This is a genomic window from Pseudomonas azotoformans (assembly GCF_900103345.1).
Classification (GTDB): Bacteria; Pseudomonadota; Gammaproteobacteria; order Pseudomonadales; family Pseudomonadaceae; genus Aquipseudomonas; species Aquipseudomonas azotoformans.
Map to the genome: position 1 here is coordinate 1,551,650 of NZ_LT629702.1, position 16,562 is coordinate 1,568,211.

17 protein-coding genes and 1 pseudogene are annotated in these 16,562 nt (G+C 62.2%); 12 read left to right on the top strand and 6 right to left on the bottom strand.

The window, feature by feature from the left end:
* Positions 1 to 2: 2 nt before the first annotated feature.
* The 4 genes from modC to BLR69_RS06460 all read left to right on the top strand — a co-directional run bounded on the left by modC (position 3) and on the right by BLR69_RS06460 (position 4,719).
* A complete protein-coding gene (gene modC / locus BLR69_RS06445) occupies positions 3 to 1,082 on the top strand; it encodes a molybdenum ABC transporter ATP-binding protein (RefSeq protein WP_071495837.1) in 1,080 nt (359 codons plus the stop codon).
* A gap of 78 nt (positions 1,083 to 1,160) precedes the next feature.
* The gene (locus tag BLR69_RS06450) at positions 1,161 to 2,198 is read left to right on the top strand and encodes a DNA topoisomerase IB (protein ID WP_071495544.1); all 1,038 of its coding nucleotides are present in this window, start codon (positions 1,161 to 1,163) and stop codon (positions 2,196 to 2,198) included.
* A 124-nt stretch (positions 2,199 to 2,322) separates the two neighbouring features.
* On the top strand, positions 2,323 to 3,945 hold the full coding sequence (locus tag BLR69_RS06455; RefSeq protein ID WP_071495836.1) for an ABC-F family ATP-binding cassette domain-containing protein: 1,623 nt from the start codon (positions 2,323 to 2,325) through the stop codon (positions 3,943 to 3,945).
* Between the two features lie 69 nt (positions 3,946 to 4,014).
* Positions 4,015 to 4,719, top strand: a complete 705-nt coding sequence (locus BLR69_RS06460; RefSeq protein WP_071495543.1) for a YoaK family protein — start codon at positions 4,015 to 4,017, stop codon at positions 4,717 to 4,719.
* A 145-nt stretch (positions 4,720 to 4,864) separates the two neighbouring features.
* Here BLR69_RS06460 and BLR69_RS06465 read toward each other — a convergent pair whose 3' ends face one another.
* The 4 genes from BLR69_RS06465 to BLR69_RS06480 form a co-directional block, all read right to left on the bottom strand.
* Positions 4,865 to 5,218: a hypothetical protein gene (locus tag BLR69_RS06465; RefSeq protein WP_058427861.1), complete on the bottom strand. Its 354-nt coding sequence runs from the start codon at positions 5,216 to 5,218 to the stop codon at positions 4,865 to 4,867.
* A 176-nt stretch (positions 5,219 to 5,394) separates the two neighbouring features.
* Positions 5,395 to 5,706 carry an AzlD domain-containing protein gene (locus BLR69_RS06470; RefSeq protein WP_071495542.1) on the bottom strand — a complete coding sequence of 104 codons (312 nt, stop codon included), beginning with the start codon at positions 5,704 to 5,706 and terminating at the stop codon, positions 5,395 to 5,397.
* Positions 5,703 to 6,398 (bottom strand): AzlC family ABC transporter permease, encoded by a 696-nt coding sequence (locus tag BLR69_RS06475; protein WP_071495541.1) that lies wholly within the window; start codon positions 6,396 to 6,398, stop codon positions 5,703 to 5,705. The genes BLR69_RS06470 and BLR69_RS06475 overlap by 4 nt, the downstream gene beginning before the upstream one ends.
* 71 nt (positions 6,399 to 6,469) lie before the next feature.
* Positions 6,470 to 6,685, bottom strand: coding sequence for a hypothetical protein (locus tag BLR69_RS06480; RefSeq protein ID WP_025856028.1), 216 nt, complete (start codon positions 6,683 to 6,685; stop codon positions 6,470 to 6,472).
* A gap of 177 nt (positions 6,686 to 6,862) precedes the next feature.
* Between BLR69_RS06480 and BLR69_RS06485 the strand changes: the two genes are divergently transcribed.
* The 6 genes and pseudogenes from BLR69_RS06485 (at position 6,863) to BLR69_RS06510 (ending at position 11,233) form a co-directional block, all read left to right on the top strand.
* On the top strand, positions 6,863 to 7,219 hold the full coding sequence (locus BLR69_RS06485; protein ID WP_071495540.1) for a metalloregulator ArsR/SmtB family transcription factor: 357 nt from the start codon (positions 6,863 to 6,865) through the stop codon (positions 7,217 to 7,219).
* Between the two features lie 19 nt (positions 7,220 to 7,238).
* On the top strand, positions 7,239 to 8,522 hold the full coding sequence (locus BLR69_RS06490) for an arsenic transporter (protein ID WP_071495539.1): 1,284 nt from the start codon (positions 7,239 to 7,241) through the stop codon (positions 8,520 to 8,522).
* A gap of 13 nt (positions 8,523 to 8,535) precedes the next feature.
* Positions 8,536 to 9,006, top strand: a complete 471-nt coding sequence (locus BLR69_RS06495) for an arsenate reductase ArsC (RefSeq protein WP_071495538.1) — start codon at positions 8,536 to 8,538, stop codon at positions 9,004 to 9,006.
* Between the two features lie 11 nt (positions 9,007 to 9,017).
* Positions 9,018 to 9,703, top strand: a pseudogene (gene arsH, locus BLR69_RS06500) (arsenical resistance protein ArsH).
* A gap of 51 nt (positions 9,704 to 9,754) precedes the next feature.
* Complete coding sequence (locus BLR69_RS06505) at positions 9,755 to 10,546, top strand: helix-turn-helix transcriptional regulator (RefSeq protein WP_071495537.1); 792 nt, start codon at positions 9,755 to 9,757, stop codon at positions 10,544 to 10,546.
* A 75-nt stretch (positions 10,547 to 10,621) separates the two neighbouring features.
* Positions 10,622 to 11,233 carry a LysE family transporter gene (locus BLR69_RS06510; protein WP_058427853.1) on the top strand — a complete coding sequence of 204 codons (612 nt, stop codon included), beginning with the start codon at positions 10,622 to 10,624 and terminating at the stop codon, positions 11,231 to 11,233.
* Here BLR69_RS06510 and BLR69_RS06515 read toward each other — a convergent pair whose 3' ends face one another.
* A complete protein-coding gene (locus tag BLR69_RS06515) occupies positions 11,234 to 12,541 on the bottom strand; it encodes an MFS transporter (RefSeq protein ID WP_071495536.1) in 1,308 nt (435 codons plus the stop codon). It lies immediately after the preceding gene.
* Between the two features lie 21 nt (positions 12,542 to 12,562).
* A complete protein-coding gene (locus tag BLR69_RS06520; RefSeq protein ID WP_071495535.1) occupies positions 12,563 to 12,829 on the bottom strand; it encodes a metal-sensing transcriptional repressor in 267 nt (88 codons plus the stop codon).
* A gap of 440 nt (positions 12,830 to 13,269) precedes the next feature.
* On the opposite strand from BLR69_RS06520, the gene BLR69_RS06525 reads away from it, so the two are divergent.
* Positions 13,270 to 13,563: a hypothetical protein gene (locus BLR69_RS06525; protein ID WP_071495534.1), complete on the top strand. Its 294-nt coding sequence runs from the start codon at positions 13,270 to 13,272 to the stop codon at positions 13,561 to 13,563.
* A gap of 236 nt (positions 13,564 to 13,799) precedes the next feature.
* Entirely contained in the window at positions 13,800 to 16,514 is a 2,715-nt protein-coding gene (mgtA, locus tag BLR69_RS06530) for a magnesium-translocating P-type ATPase (RefSeq protein WP_071495533.1), read from the top strand.
* Positions 16,515 to 16,562 lie beyond the last annotated feature (48 nt).

The window sequence follows — 16,562 nt, forward strand, 5'->3', positions numbered from 1 at the left end:
CGATGATCAATGTACGCCTTAACCTCAAGTACGCGGGCTTTGCCCTCGACGTGGACCTGCACCTGCCCGGCCGTGGCGTGACCGCGCTGTACGGGCATTCCGGCTCCGGCAAGACCACCTGCCTGCGTTGCATCGCCGGGCTGGAGCGCGCCGAGGACGGTTTTATCCAGATCAATGATGAGGTCTGGCAAGACAGTCGTAACGGGCTGTACGTGCCGCCGCATAAGCGTGCGCTGGGCTACGTGTTTCAGGAGGCCAGCCTGTTCCCGCACCTGTCAGTGCGCGCCAACCTGGAGTTTGGCCTCAAGCGCATCCCGCGCCAACAGCGCCGGGTGGACATGGCCCAGGCGACTGAGTTGCTGGGCATCGGCCATCTGCTCGACCGCCACCCCCAGCACCTCTCCGGCGGTGAGCGTCAGCGCATCGGCATCGCCCGCGCCTTGCTCACCAGCCCGAGCCTGCTGCTGATGGATGAGCCGCTGGCTGCCCTCGACAGTCAGCGCAAAGGTGAAATCCTGCCGTACCTCGAACGCCTGCACGATGAACTGGATATCCCGGTGCTGTACGTCAGCCATGCGCAGGATGAAGTGGCACGCCTGGCCGATCACATCGTGCTGCTCAGCGGCGGCAAGGCCCTGGCCAGCGGCCCCATCGGTGAAACGTTGGCGCGGCTCGACCTGCCCCTGGCGCGGGGTGACGATGCCGGTGTGGTCATCAATGGCACGGTCAGCGCCTACGACGACCACTACCAATTGCTCACCCTGCAACTGCCCGCCAGCGCCCTGCACATGCGCGTGGCCCACGCACCGCTGGCGCTGGGCAAGGCGCTGCGCATCAAGGTGCAGGCACGGGATGTGAGCCTCAGCCTGCAAGCCGAGGAGCACAGCAGCATCCTCAACCGCCTGCCGGTCACCGTCACCCAGGAAATTGCCGCGGACAACAGCGCCCACGTGCTGGTGCGCCTGGACGCGGGAGGCACGCCGTTGCTGGCGCGCATCACGCGCTTCTCCCGCGACCAGTTGCAACTGCGCCCCGGCCAAACGCTCTGGGCGCAGATCAAGGCGGTCGCCGTGCTGGCTTGAGCAATCTTTTGGCACGACCGCATACGGCTGCGGTCAATCAGACATACCGGCCTGATGTGTTGCCAAGGAATCCGCCCCATGTCCGACTCTGCGCTGCCCCGCGACCTGCATTACGTTGACGACACCCAGCCCGGCATCCGTCGCAAGACGCTGCGAGGCAAGTTCCAGTACTTCGATCCCAAGGGCGAGCGCATCCGCGACGCAGACGAGATCAAGCGCCTGAATGCCCTGGCCGTACCGCCGGCCTACACCGACGTGTGGATCTGCGCCGACCCGCAGGGCCATCTGCAAGCCACCGGCCGCGATGCGCGCGGGCGCAAGCAGTACCGCTATCACCCGCGTTGGCGTGAGGTGCGCGACAGCGACAAGTACTCGCGCCTGCAGGAATTCGGCAACGCCTTGCCGAAGCTGCGCAAACAGCTGGAAGCGCAAATCGCCGAACCCGGTTTCAACCGCGAAAAAGTATTGGCCACCGTGGTGATGCTGCTGGACGCCACCCTGATCCGCGTCGGCAATACACAATATGCGCGGGACAACAAATCCTACGGGCTGACCACCCTGCGCACCCGTCATGTGGACGTGAAAGGCAGCGAAATCCAGTTCCAGTTTCGCGGCAAGAGCGGCGTCGAGCACCAGATCAGCGTCAAGGACCGGCGCCTGGCCACGGTGGTCAAGCGCTGCATGGAGCTGCCGGGGCAGAACCTGTTTCAGTACCTGGACGAAGACGGCGAGCGACACACCGTCAGTTCCCAGGACGTCAATGACTACCTGCATCGCCTGACCGGTGCGGACTTCACCGCTAAGGACTACCGCACCTGGGCCGGCACGGCCATGGCGCTGGCGGTGTTGCGCGAGCTGGAATGGCAGCCTGAGTCGGATGCCAAGCGCCATGTGGTGGCGATGGTCAAGGATGTCGCCAGGCAACTGGGCAACACCCCGGCGGTGTGTCGCAAGTGTTACATCCACCCTGCCGTGCTGGAGCACTTCAGCCTCGGTGAACTCTCCAAATTGCCCAAGCCGAGACTGCGCAAAGGGCTCAAGGCCGAAGAAGTAGCGTTGGCGATGTTCCTTGAGCAACTGGCGGCGGACTTGCCGAAAAAAGCCAAGGCGGGTTAGGCTCTGCCTCCCTTCTGAAACGCAGGACGACCGCCGACGTGAACCACTAAGCCTTCCAAAATGTATCTGCAACGAGCCGCCTGGCGTGCTTGTTGGCCTGTCCGACATTTTTTTGGAGGTGCTGATGACTGACGTCAACCGGCTGCCCGTGCTTGTTTCCCTGCAACACTTATCCTTCCAGTTCGCCAATGGCGACACGCTGCTGGATGACCTGAACCTGTCCATCGATTACACCCCCACCGGCATCGTGGGGCGCAATGGTCGAGGTAAAAGCGTACTCGCCAAATTGATCGCGGGGCGGTTGTCGCCCTCCTCCGGCTCGTTGAATTGCCCGCACAGCGTGGTGTATATAGCGCAGAACGCCGTGGTAGCGCCAGGCGATACTGTCGCCGATATTACCGGCACGGCAGCGATATTGAACGCCCTTGAGCGCATGGCCCGTGGCACCCCACAGATCGATGACCTCGAATTGATTGATGATCGCTGGGACTTGGCCGAGCGGTTGCGCAGTGACTTGAATGCCGCAGGGTTGTCGCAGCTTTCTTTTGACACTCCGACCTATCAACTCAGCGGCGGCCAGTTAGCCAGGGTTGCGGTCATTGGCGCGCTGCTGGCCGCGCCACAGTTGCTGGTGCTCGATGAGCCTACCAACCACCTCGACGGCGATGGCCGCGCCTGGCTGCTGCGTGTCCTCGACGAATGGCGTGGCGGCCTGGTGGTGGTCAGTCATGATCGGCAATTACTCAATGCCATGGGGCGCATCATTGAACTGTCGCCGCTCGGCGTAAACCTGTATGGCGGGAACTATGACGCCTATCGACAACAGCGCGAGGCTGAACAAACCGCCGCCGTCGCCACGCTGGAACACGCTCGCCTGGAACGCAGCCGCGAAAAGCGGCGCCTGCAACACGACCACGACAACCTGCAACGCCATGCCGCCCGCTCACGCAAACATGCGGAAACGGCCAACGTCGATCGCTTCACCAAAGCGCGCTGGAAAGGCGCCGCCACGCAAATCCTCAACACCGTACGCAGCGCGCATGAGCAACACAAACAGGCGCTGGATACCCAGGTGCGCCAAGCCTATGCACGGGTCGAGGATGAAACACCGACGCTGTTGGCATTGCCTGCTTCAGCGGTGCCCAACGGGCGACAGGTGCTGTCGTTGATCGACGCGCAATTACCCTGGCTGCCGTCGACCTGCCTCAACGTCCACCTCGCCGGCCCGGTGCGTGTGGCGGTGCGTGGGCCCAACGGTTGCGGCAAATCCACGCTGCTCAAAGTGCTGGCGGGACAATGGCATGCAGAACGCGGCGAATGCCACGTGCACGTACCCAGCGCCTACATCGATCAGCACCTCGCGCTGCTCGACGACCATCGCTCCATCGTCGAACAACTTAACCTGTTGGACACCCCGCTGGCGCAAGGCGAATTACGCACGCGCCTGGCCCTACTGCACCTGGATGCCCTGCGCGTGACCCAACCCGCCGGGCAACTCAGCGGCGGCGAACGTTTGAAAGCCGCGATGGCGGTAGCCCTGTGGCGTGCAGTGCCAGCGCAATTGCTGTTGTTGGACGAACCGACCAACCACTTGGACCTGGAGTCGGTGATGGCTTTTGAGCAGGCGCTGCAGTGTTTCACCGGGGCCATGCTGGTGGTGTCCCATGACGCAGCGTTTGTGCAGGCGATCAAACCGACACATTTCCTGGACCGGCAGCACACGGGCTGGACCCTGGACCCTGCCTGAGGTCATTGCATGCGCGCTGAAAGCGTCCTACCGTAGTGGCCGGATAATCTCACCGAGGAACCCGGTCCTATGCTGCCTTCGCCGCGCAAACCCTCCGCCAATGCGGCACTGGTCCATCGACAGCGCTGGCAGGGCCGCGTCGGGCTGATGCTGGTGGCCAGCCTGTCGGTGCTGGCGGGCATGACCGATGCCATCGGCTTCATGGCCAGCGGCGACTTTGTTTCGTTCATGAGTGGCAATACCACGCGGCTGGCGGTGGCAATCAGTGCAGGCGATCTCGGCCTGACAGGGCGGCTGCTGTCACTGGTGGCGACCTTTGTGGTGGGTAACGTGCTGGGCGTGGTGGTCAGCCGACTCAGCCGTCGCCATGCCCTGCCCTTGCTGCTGTGTATTGCCGCCTTGCTGTGCGGCGGTGCACTGCTGCCCTTCGCCGATACATTGCCCGCGCTGCTGGCGGCGATCATCGCGATGGGCATGCTCAATGCTGCGGTGGAAGAGGTCAACGGGCTGCCGGTGGGCCTGACTTACGTCACTGGTGCACTGTCACGTTTTGGTCGCGGGCTGGGGCGCTGGCTGCTGGGCGAGCGCCGCAATGGCTGGCGCGTGCAGTTGATCCCTTGGGCCGGGATGTTCGTGGGGGCGGTGATCGGTGCGCTGCTGGAGCAGCAACTGGGGCTCAAGGCGCTGATCGTCAGCGGTGTATTGGCGGGGCTGCTGGGGCTGGTATCGCTGAAGATCCCTCGGCGCTGGCACCTGGGCTTCATGCCACGCTGAGGGATAGAAAGGAGCTCGCCCGACGTTTAGGCCTCGACGTCCGTGTACTGGTAAAGAGCCATCATGTCGGGCGAGCGGGTGAATCATAAGCGAATGCCTCGCGGCTGTCGTGCCAGGCATTTCCTAAATCGACTAAGGCAACGGATTACAGGCAGGTCGCCAGTGCGGCCAAACGACGCTTGGCCGGCATGTTGTCTTCGATGGCGTAGTACTTGATGGTGGAACCGCTGCCCGCGCTCTGCACATCGACAAAGTAATCGCCGGCGGTGGTGTACACCGTGAAGCCACCCGCGCCGATTGGCTCCTTGAAGCCGCCAGCATCAACGCCGAACACACTTTCGTCCTGCCAGCCGAATTGCACACATTCGGCAACGACCAGGGTGGCCTTGTCCGAAGCCAGGGTCTTGTAAGGCGTGCCCGCGCGCGCCTCTTTCATCTTCGAACCCGCGCAACCGGCCAGGGCCGCCAGTACCAGTGCGCCAATTACCACCTTGTGCATGCCATTGCTCCGTTGGAAAAAAACGCGACTGTACCATTGCCGCAGGCCGGACTGATCGCCGCATGAACTTTGTTTCACTGTAAAGGCGCAAGGCGCGACCTACAGTGATCACGCTCATTTTTAGAAGCCTCCCTTCGGCCCGCTCTCCCGCGGGCTTTTTTTCGCCCCGGTTGCGCTCAGAGCAGCCAGCGGAACAGATAGAACAACCCCATGCTCAGCAGCACCGTCATCAACACATTGCGCGTCCAGAACATTAACGCCACGGCGCTGATACCCGCCAGCAGGTAAGGGTTGGCCGGGCTCAGGTTGAGCTGGTGGTCAGCCAGGAAAATGATCGGCCCGCAAATCGCCGTGAGCATCCCCGGCACCGCGAATCCCAGAAACTCCCGCGCGCCACGGTTGAGGCGCACCGGCAGGCGCGGCTCGATAAACAGGTAACGGTTGAGAAACACCACCAGGCCCATGGCCACAATCATGATGTAGATCATTGCTGCCCCACTCCCAGTCGCTTGCAGGCATACCCTGCACTCATGCCCAACAGGCCGGACACCACCACCGCCGACTCCCAATGCAGGAAACTCAGCCACACCGAGAACAACAACGACACCGCCACACAGATCACCGTGGGAATGTCACGCACCACCGGCGTAATCAACGCAATGAAGGTGGCGGCGATGGAGAATTCCAGGCCCAGCTGGTCGAGACCGGGAATGCTCTTGCCGAGCACGATGCCGGCCAGGGTGAACAGGTTCCAGGCGATATAGAACGTCAGGCCCACGCCCAAGGCATACCAGCGATTGAAGGTCTCGCGGTCATAGTGACTCACCAGCGCAAAGAATTCGTCGGTCAGCAGAAAGCCCAGGCTCATGCGCCAGCGGGTCTTGAGGGGAGAAAGGACCGGCCGCAAGTGCATGCCATACAGCAAATGCTGGGAGGTCAGCAGCAAAGTGGTCAGCACGATGGAAATCAGGCTGGCGCCACTCTTGACCATGCCGATGGCAACCAGTTGCGCCGCACCGGCGAATACGATGGCAGACAGGCCTTGGGCTTCCAACGGGCTGAATTGCGCATCGATGGCCATGGAACCGGCCAACAGTCCCCAGGGCGCGCAGGCCAGGGACAAGGGAATCACGGCAATGGCGCCGCGAGCGAAGGCGTAATGAGGTAAGGCAGTAGGCATGGAAACGGCTCATCGACAGACAGTCGACAAGCATGCCAGCGCAACAATGGCGTTGTCTTGAACGATCTTGCTCAGGCGAGCCGGACCGACACCTGCTCCACCGAATCACGCGCTTCGCGCAGTTCGTGGGCATCCTGGTTCAGCCGATGAATGGTATTGAGCAGGCGCTGGCGCAGCACTTCATCGCCGAGTTTCTCGACGGCGCGCATCAGGTCGAACGCCGCGGTTTCGTTATTTTCCGCGACGGAATCCAGGGTCTTGCGCAGGTTGCGAGTGGCACGGGTCACGCGGGGTCTTCCTTCATCAGCAATGGGCAGGCACTTTAGGACATTCGTGTTTCATTTTAATTTCAAACACTTGTGGTGATTTTCGAGACATATGATCCACGTCAATTGAATTAGGATTTGACCGGCACATATGGAAATACGTATATTCGGATAACCATATATACGAAGGCCTTGACCATGTCGGACCTCATCTCGCCACCCGCCCTGTTCAAATGCCTGGCCGATGCAACCCGGGCACGCCTGACGTTGTTGATCCTGCGCGAAGGCGAACTTTGCGTGTGCGAACTGATCCATGCCTTGGACGACAGCCAGCCAAAAATCTCCCGGCACCTGGCGCAACTGCGCAGCTGCGGGTTGCTGCAGGACCGTCGTCAGGGTCAATGGATCTACTACCGCATCAATCCTGCGCTGCCCGAGTGGGTGACGCAGGTGCTGCACACCACCCTGCAAGCCAACCAGCCCTGGTTGCACAACGACGCACTGCGTCTGGATGCAATGGGCGACCGACCACAACGGCCCAGCAGCTGCTGCTGAGCCATCGGAGCGTTTATCCATGCTTGTCGCCATTGCGATTTTTATCTTCACCATTGTTCTGGTCATCTGGCAGCCCAAGGGCCTGGGCGTCGGCTGGAGCGCAACCCTGGGCGCGATCCTGGCCCTGGCCTGCGGCGTGATCAGCCTGGCCGACATTCCGGTGGTGTGGCACATCATCTGGAATGCCACCGGCACTTTTGTCGCGCTGATCATCATCAGCCTGCTGCTGGATGAGGCCGGTTTTTTTGCCTGGACCGCCTTGCATGTGGCGCGTTGGGGGCGGGGGCGCGGCCGGCGCTTGTTCGCTTATATGGTGCTGCTGGGTGCGCTGGTGTCGGCGTTGTTTGCCAACGACGGGGCGGCGTTGATCCTGACGCCCATCGTGATGTCGATGCTGCTGGCCCTGCGCTTTTCCCCGGCGGCGACCCTGGCGTTTGTCATGGGCGCGGGGTTTATCGCCGATACCGCGAGCCTGCCGCTGGTGGTGTCGAACCTGGTGAACATCGTCTCGGCCGACTATTTCAAGATCGGTTTCAACGAATACGCCGCCGTGATGGTGCCGGTGAACTTCGTCAGCGTCGCGGCCACCCTGGCGGTGCTGCTGTGGTTCTTCCGCCGCGATATTCCACAAACCTACGACCCGGCCGACCTGGAAGACCCTGCCAGCGCCGTCCACGACCGCGCCACCTTCCGCGCCGGGTGGTGGGTGCTGGGTATCCTGTTGGTGGGGTGCTTCGCTCTGGAGCCGCTGGGCATTCCGATCAGTGCGATTTCCGCCGCCTGTGCCCTGCTGTTGCTGGTGATCGCTGCCAAGGGACACAAGATTTCCACGCGCAAAGTGCTGAAGGAAGCACCGTGGCAGATCGTGATCTTTTCCCTGGGCATGTACCTGGTGGTCTACGGCCTGCGCAACGCCGGCCTCACCACCTACCTGGCCACCTGGCTCGACACGTTCGCCACCTACGGCGTGTGGGGCGCGGCCATGGGCACCGGTGTGCTGACGGCGTTGCTGTCGTCGGCGATGAACAACTTGCCGACGGTGTTGATCGGTGCACTGTCCATCGAATCCAGCCATGCCGTGGGTGTAGTCAAGGACGCGATGATCTACGCCAACGTGATCGGCAGCGACCTCGGCCCGAAGATCACCCCTATCGGCAGCCTGGCCACGTTGCTGTGGCTGCACATCCTGGCGCGCAAGGGCATCTCTATCACCTGGGGCTACTACTTCAAGGTCGGCATCGTGCTGACCCTGCCGGTGCTGTTGATCACCCTCGCCGCCCTCGCCTTGCGCCTGAGTTTCTAACGGAGATACCCCGATGAAAGTCCTGTTCATGTGTACCGCCAACAGCTGCCGCAGCATTTTGTCCGAAGCGATGTTCAACCACCTGGCGCCTGAAGGTTTCGAGGCGATCAGTTCGGGCAGCTTTCCCAAGGGCCAGGTGCTGCCACGCAGCTTGAGTACGTTGCAGGCGGCCGGGATCAGTACCGAAGGGCTGTACAGCAAGGGCAACGACGCCTTCGAAGGCAGCCCGCCGGATGTGGTCATTACCGTGTGCGACAAGGCCGCCGGCGAAGCCTGCCCCGTGTATTTCGGGCCGGCAGTTAAAGCGCACTGGGGGTTGGACGACCCGTCGGATGTCCAGGGTGACGACGCCAGTGTGCAAGCGGCATTCGACGCCACGCTGAAGACCATCGCCACACGTTGCCGGGCGTTTTTCGTCCTGCCCTTCGACGAACTCAGCCCTGCCGACCTCAAGGCGGAACTTGCGCGTATTGCGCAGTTGTAATCGGAGGCCCTATGACCACCCTGCCCAACCTGGACTTGTCCCTGGTCGACTCAAAACTCGGCGGCGCGGACCAGCCGCCGCGCATCCTGCTGCTCTACGGCTCGACCCGCGAACGCTCGTTCAGTCGCCTGCTGGTGGAAGAAGCCGCGCGGCTGTTGCAGCACTTCGGCGCACACACCCGCATCTTCAATCCCAGTGGCCTGCCGTTGCCCGATGACGCGCCCAGCGATCACCCCAAGGTGCAGGAACTGCTGGAACTGATGCAGTGGTCCGAAGGCCAGGTGTGGTGCTCGCCCGAGCGCCATGGCTCGATGTCGGCGGTGTTCAAGGCGCAACTGGACTGGGTGCCCTTGACCCTGGCGCGGTGCGCCCGACTCAAGGCAAGACCCTGGCGGTGATGCAAGTGTCCGGCGGCTCCCAGTCCTTCAACACCGTCAACCAACTGCGGGTGCTGGGGCGCTGGATGCGCATGTTCACCATCCCCAACCAGTCCTCGGTGCCCAAGGCCTTCATGGAGTTCGATGAACAGGGCCGCATGAAGCCCTCGGCGCTTTATGATCGGGTCGTCGATGTAATGGAGGAACTGGTGCGCTTCACCCTGCTGCTGCGCGACCGCCCCGACCTGGTGGACCGTTACTCGGAGCGCAAGGAAAGCGCCGATGACCTGTCGCGTCGGGTCAATCAACGGTCGATCTGATCCCCCCTGCCAGCGTATGCTCGTGCCTGTCCCCCCGACTGAGTGAAATCGATGAGCGCCGTGCAACACGCCTGGCTGGGCAGCTATGAAGTCAGCAGCACCACCTGCACCGGCCTGACCTTTGCCCGCCACAGCCATGATGAATGTGTGATCGGCGTGAACCTGGTAGGCGAGGAAAAGGTCTGGCTGGATCGCCGTGAGTTCCACGCCGGCCCCGGCGCCATCACCTTGTACAATCCCGGCCAGATTCAAGGCGGCGGTGCGGCCGATGGTGCGCCCTGGCACTTCGTGAGCTTGTACGCCACGGCGGATCAATTGGCGGCGGACCTGGGGCTGGTGCATCTGGAATTTGACCGTGCTTTGTGTGTTCAGCCCGAGCTTGCCCTGCGACTGGCCGCCGCGATCAAGGGAGCGCTAAGCGGTGACGCGCTGGTTCGCGACGTGAATGAAGACGCGTTGGTACTGCTGTTGGGTGAGGTGGTCAAGATCAGCGGCGTACGCCTGCCCGGCAGCGCCAGCCTCGGCAAACCTCTGATCAGCCGCGCCCAGGAATTGCTCGCCGAACACCTGCATCAACCCCTGACCCTGGACCACCTGGGCGGCGAACTGGGGCTGTCCAAATTCCACCTGCTGCGTGCCTTCCAGAAAGAAACCGGGCTGACGCCTCGGGAGTGGGCCATGCAGTTGCGTACCCGTCGCGCCAAAGGCCTGTTGCGCAATGGCGTCCCCGCTGGCGAGGCGGCCCACGACCTGGGCTTCGCCGACCAGAGTCACCTGAACCGGCATTTCCGGGCGGCCTACGGCATCACCCCTGGCCACTACCAAAGCACCGTTAAACGCTGAACAGCGCAATCTGGTCCAAGACACCGCGTTTGCACATCCTCACACTGCCCCGCCTCACTTGAAGGAAATGCGGGCATGCTGACGATCTTTTTTTATGCACTGATATTCGGTTTTGTGTTTTGCCTCTCCCCCGGCGCCGTGCTCGCGGAGACCCTGCGCCGTGGCTTGCTGCATGGCTTTACACCGGCCCTGCTGGTGCAGTTCGGCTCACTGGTGGGCGATGCCGTGTGGGCAGTGATCGGCCTGACCGGGATCGCCCTGCTGATCCAGCATGACGCGGTGCGTGTGCCGTTGACGGTGGTGTGTGCGTTGTACCTGGCCTGGCTGGGCGTACGCAGCCTGGTCGATGCCTGGCACCTGCCACAACCGGACAGCGCGCCCGCCAGCACCCGGCAAAATGCCCTGGCGGTAGGCGCCGCAATTTCCCTGGCCAACCCGAAGAACATCGTCTACTGGGGCGCACTGGGCAGTGCGCTGTCGGGGATTGTCGGCACCACGCCCAGCCACGGGCAGACGCTGATGTTCTTTGCCGGGTTCATGCTCGCGTCGATCTTGTCATGTTTTCTGATTGCCGCTCTGGTCAACCTGTTGCGTCAGAACGCCTCGCCCACTTGGCAGCGCATCAGTTATGCCGCGTGTGGACTGGTGCTGATCTACCTGGCGCTGCTGGCCTGGCAAGGCCTCTGATCAGGCTGGCCAGCGGCGGTGCAGGTCGTCGATCACATACGCGTGTCTGTGCACACCGGCTGCCGGGTGGACCAGGTGCGGGTGGCCGGCTGGCAGGTCAGGGTGTTCATGCAGCACCACCGCTTGCTCATGCTCCGGTCGCCACAGGCTGGCGCACGCGATCAATGCCAGGGTGGCCACAAAGGCCAGGCTGGCAAACGTCTGCGACATGCCGAAGTTGGCACTGAGCCAGCCGGCCAGCGGGTACGTCACCAGCCAGCAGATGTGCGACAACGCAAATTGCGCGGCAAACAGCGCCGGCCGGTCCTCGGCATGGGCGGAGCGGCGCAGCAAGCGCCCGCCCGGGGTTTGCGCCAGGGAATAGCCCAGCCCCAGCACCCACCACAGCACCAGCAGTTGCCGGTAATCCGATAGATACACGCCTACACTGAGCCCCAGGATCAGCAGCCCACCGCCCGACAGCATGGCCACACGGTCGCTGAGACGCGCCAGCAACCTCGGCAACACCAGCGCCGCCATCATCGAACCGGCGCCAAACGCGGCCAGCGCGAATGCCGTGAAGCGTTGCGGCAAGGCAAACCCGGCCTGCACCAGCACCACGCTGTTGACGATGACCATCGCACTGGCAGCCGCCACCGCCAGGTTCAGTGCCAGCAGACCGCGCAGGCGCGGCGTTGCCAGAAAAATCCGCAAACCTCGGGTGGTGCGGTCATAGATACCGCGCCGCAGCGTCACCTGGGCTTGCGGCAAAAGCACCGACGACACCAGCAGGGCCGAAACCACAAACCCCATCGAGGTCCCGGCGAACAGGCTGTGGAAGCTGATGACGCTCAACAGCATCGCGGCCAGGATCGGGCTGGCCACACTTTCCATGTCATAGGCCAGGCGCGCCAGGGACAGCGCCTTGGTGTACTGCGCCTCATCGGTGAGGATGTCGGGGATGGTCGCCTGGAACGTCGGCGTGAACGCCGCCGAAGCGGACTGCAGCATAAAAATCAGCAGATAGACCTGCCACACCTCGGTGACGAAGGGCAACGCCAGCGCGACCAGCGCGCGTGTCAGGTCCAGGCCCACCAGCATCGCCCGGCGCGGCAAGCGCTCGGCAAAGGCGGCCGCCACCGGCGCTACCCCGATGTAGGCCAGCACCTTGATCGCCAATGCGGTCCCCAACACGGTGCCGGCCTGATCACCTGCCAGCTCGAACACCAGCAGCCCCAGGGCGACGGTGGTCAAGCCGGTGCCGATCAGGGCCATCACCTGGGCGAAGAACAGGCGACGGTAGGTTTTGTTGCCAAGTACATCGAACATGGGCGCCCCCTGGCGTGCTGCCTATAGGTATTTGGTCAGTTGCTTGAGCTCAGCCAGCGAAGCCTGGCCATCCAGCGTCACACTGCCTTCGAGGCAATGGTCGATATGGTCCTGGATCAGCGTGCGCTTGGCCTGGCAGACCGCCTTCTCCACCGCGTGCAGTTGCTGGGCGATATCCACGCACGGGCGCTGCGCCTCGATCATGCTGGTAATGCTGCGCAAATGACCTTCGGCACGCTTGAGGCGTTTGACGATGGCTTCATGGGTTTGGTGGACATGTTCGCTCATTGAGAGGCTCCTTCGACGGAGCCTGATCATATCCCCCCAGGGAGGATACCAGCAAGCCCGCTCATCTCCGTCGTCAAAACAATTAGCTCACTGCTCACAACGCTGAATTAGTGCAAGTAACGATACAGCCGAAGCAGAACTGAAACAGGCCTTCTATCTGAACGAACTCTGAACTTGTAATGAATTAATACATTAAGCGTTGACATCCTGCATCGCCCTGAGTAGATTGCCCGTGCCTGCAACTGGGGCCTTTTTTAAACCTCACAAAAGAAGCCAATGGACACAGTATCTAGTCGCTGTCCGAGCACCGCCTTGGCGGGCATCGGGCGCCAAACCCAGAACATGACAGGACTCGCCTCCCCGGTCCGGTAAGCTGCGCTAGAGCTTGATGCTCCACCGTAACTGCCTCGCCGGTCGCCCGTCCGGTCCCGAGGTGTGTTATGACCTTGCTAACCCTTGCTTTGCCCGATGTACGCACACTCGCGGCCGCCCTGCGTGCCAAGCTGTGCCGTGAGCCTGTAGGTTTTTCGCCTACCCGCTCTGCCTTTGCTGCACCCTCCCCTCAAGTGCGCCCGGCCTACCCGCTGGCGCATTGGCGTATCTGCCCTGACAGCGGCCAACTGGTCCAGCACTGGGATCACGCCGACCCTCAAGACCCACAGAGACCCAAGGTTTCCAGCCTGGCCCAGGCCAGCTTGATGCTCGGTCTGTATGTGAGCGCTCGCGCCGCCTGACCCGGCTGGAAACAGCAACTTCCTGATTAATGTTCTGGAGTTCTTTATGAACACATCCAGTAGCAGCCCGCTGCGCGCTAGTTAATTAACGCGCTGTTAGCGGGTGCTGTAGAAGTTATATGAACACCTTATTTAAACCGATCGCGAAGTTAGCGACTCGGCATGCTTTCGCTCGCCTGTCATCAGGCCGGTAACGGGTATGTTTTGTCGAAAAATTGGCGACAGGAGCACACACCATGAGCGCCGTAAAAAACGCCCCACTGAACAAAAAGAGCAGCAGCAACACCGACGCCAAACTGTCGATGCGTGCCGCCCGCGAAGCCCAGAACGGATTGTCGGCCACCTTGGCCAACGTCCGCGCCACCAAAGACGGCCTCACCGAGCTGGACGCCCAGGCGCGCCTGCAACGCGAAGGCTACAACGAAGTCGCGCATGACAAGCCGCCTCACGCCATCGTGCAGTTCCTGCAGGCACTGAACAACCCGTTCATCTATGTACTGCTGACCCTGGGCGGCATCAGCTTCTTCACCGACTGCTGGCTGCCGATGCAGGAAGGCGAAGACGCCGACCCGACCAAAGTCATCATCATCATGACCATGGTATTGCTCAGCAGCCTGCTGCGCTTCTGGCAGGAACACCGTTCGGCCAAATCCGCCGAAGCCCTCAAGGCCATGGTCCGCACCACGGCCACCGTGCTGCGCCGTGAGCAAGTCGGCGCCCAACCGACCCTGCGGGAAGTGCCGATGCGCGAGCTGGTGGCCGGCGATATCGTGCAGCTGTCGGCGGGCGACATGATCCCGGCCGACATCCGCCTGATCGAGTCCCGTGACCTGTTCATCAGCCAGGCGGTGCTGACCGGCGAAGCCTTGCCGGTGGAAAAGTACGACACCCTCGGCGATGTCACGCAGAAATCCGCCAGTTCCATGGCCGCCGACCAGGGCAACCTGCTGGACCTGCCCAATATCTGCTTCATGGGCACCAACGTGGTCAGCGGGCGTGCGCAGGCTGTCGTCGTGGCCACCGGGGCACGCACCTACTTTGGCTCCCTGGCCAAGGCGATTGTCGGCTCGCGGGTGCAAACCGCGTTCGACCGGGGCGTGAACAGCGTCAGCTGGTTGCTGATCCGCTTCATGCTGGTGATGGTGCCGATCGTGTTCCTGCTCAATGGCTTCTCCAAGGGTGACTGGGGCGATGCGTTCCTGTTTGCCCTGGCGGTGGCCGTAGGCCTCACCCCGGAAATGCTGCCGATGATCGTCAGCGCCAACCTGGCCAAGGGCGCCACGGCCATGGCCAAGCGCAAAGTGGTGGTCAAGCGCCTCAACGCGATCCAGAACTTCGGCTCGATGGACGTACTGTGCACCGACAAGACCGGCACGCTGACCCAGGACAAAATCATCCTCGAACACCATGTCAACGCCTTCGGCCAACGTGATGATGCGGTGCTGTCCCTGGCCTGGCTGAACAGCCATCACCAGAGCGGTATGAAGAATCTGATGGACCAGGCGGTGGTGGAGTTCTCGGAACGTAATCCGAAGTTCCAGTTGCCGTTTGCCTACAGCAAGGTCGATGAGTTGCCGTTCGACTTTGTCCGTCGTCGCCTGTCGATCGTGGTCAAGGATGCTGCCGACGATCAACTGTTGGTGTGCAAAGGCGCCGTGGAAGAGATGCTGGGCATCTCCACCCATGTGATGGAAGCCGGCGCTGCGGTGCCACTGGATGAGCGTCGCCGCGAGGAGTTGCTGGCGATTGCCAACGACTACAACGAAGACGGTTTCCGTGTGCTGGTGGTGGCGACCCGCCACATCCCTAAATCCCTGGCGCGTCAGCAATACACCACGGCCGATGAGCGCAACCTGGTGATCCAGGGCTTCCTGACCTTCCTCGATCCACCGAAGGAAACCGCCGGCCCTGCGATTGCCGCGCTGCAACAGATTGGCGTGGCGATCAAAGTGCTCACCGGCGACAACGCCGTGGTCACCAGCAAGATCTGCCGCCAGGTCGGCCTCGATCCAGGCCAGCCGCTGCTGGGCACCGAAATCGAAGCCATGGACGACGCGACACTGCTGCGCCGCGTGGAAGAACGCACGGTATTTGCCAAGCTGACACCGCTGCAAAAATCCCGGGTGCTCAAGGCGCTGCAAGCCAATGGCCACACCGTGGGCTTCCTCGGTGACGGGATCAACGATGCACCGGCGCTGCGCGATGCCGACGTGGGGATCTCGGTCGACACGGCCACCGATATCGCCAAGGAATCGGCCGATATCATCCTGCTGGAAAAGAGCCTGATGGTGCTGGAAGAAGGCGTGCTCAAGGGCCGCGAGACCTTCGGCAACATCATGAAGTACCTGAACATGACTGCCAGCTCCAACTTCGGCAACGTGTTCTCGGTGCTGGTGGCCAGTGCGTTCATTCCGTTCCTGCCGATGCTGTCGATCCACCTGCTGCTGCAGAACCTGATGTACGACATCTCCCAGCTGGCGCTGCCGTGGGACAAGATGGACAAGGAATACCTGGCCAAGCCGCGCAAGTGGGATGCGAAGAACATCGGTCGGTTCATGATCTGGATCGGGCCGACCTCGTCGATCTTCGACATCACCACCTTTGCACTGATGTGGTACGTGTTCGCCGCCAACAGCGTCGAGATGCAGACCCTGTTCCAGTCCGGCTGGTTTATCGAGGGCCTGCTTTCGCAAACCCTGGTGGTGCACATGTTGCGCACCCGCAAGATCCCGTTCTTCCAGAGCACCGCCGCGTGGCCGGTGTTGATGATGACCTGCGTGGTGATCGTACTGGGGATCTACGTGCCGTTTTCGCCGCTGGGCACCCTGGTGGGGCTGCAACCGCTGCCGCTGGCCTACTTCCCATGGCTGGTGGGCACTCTGCTCAGCTACTGCTGCGTGGCCCAACTGATGAAGACGATCTACATCCGCCGCTTCAAGCAGTGGTACTGATCTCTCCCGCCGTTTAAACGGTGGCGGTCGCCCGGCCGCCACCGTGCA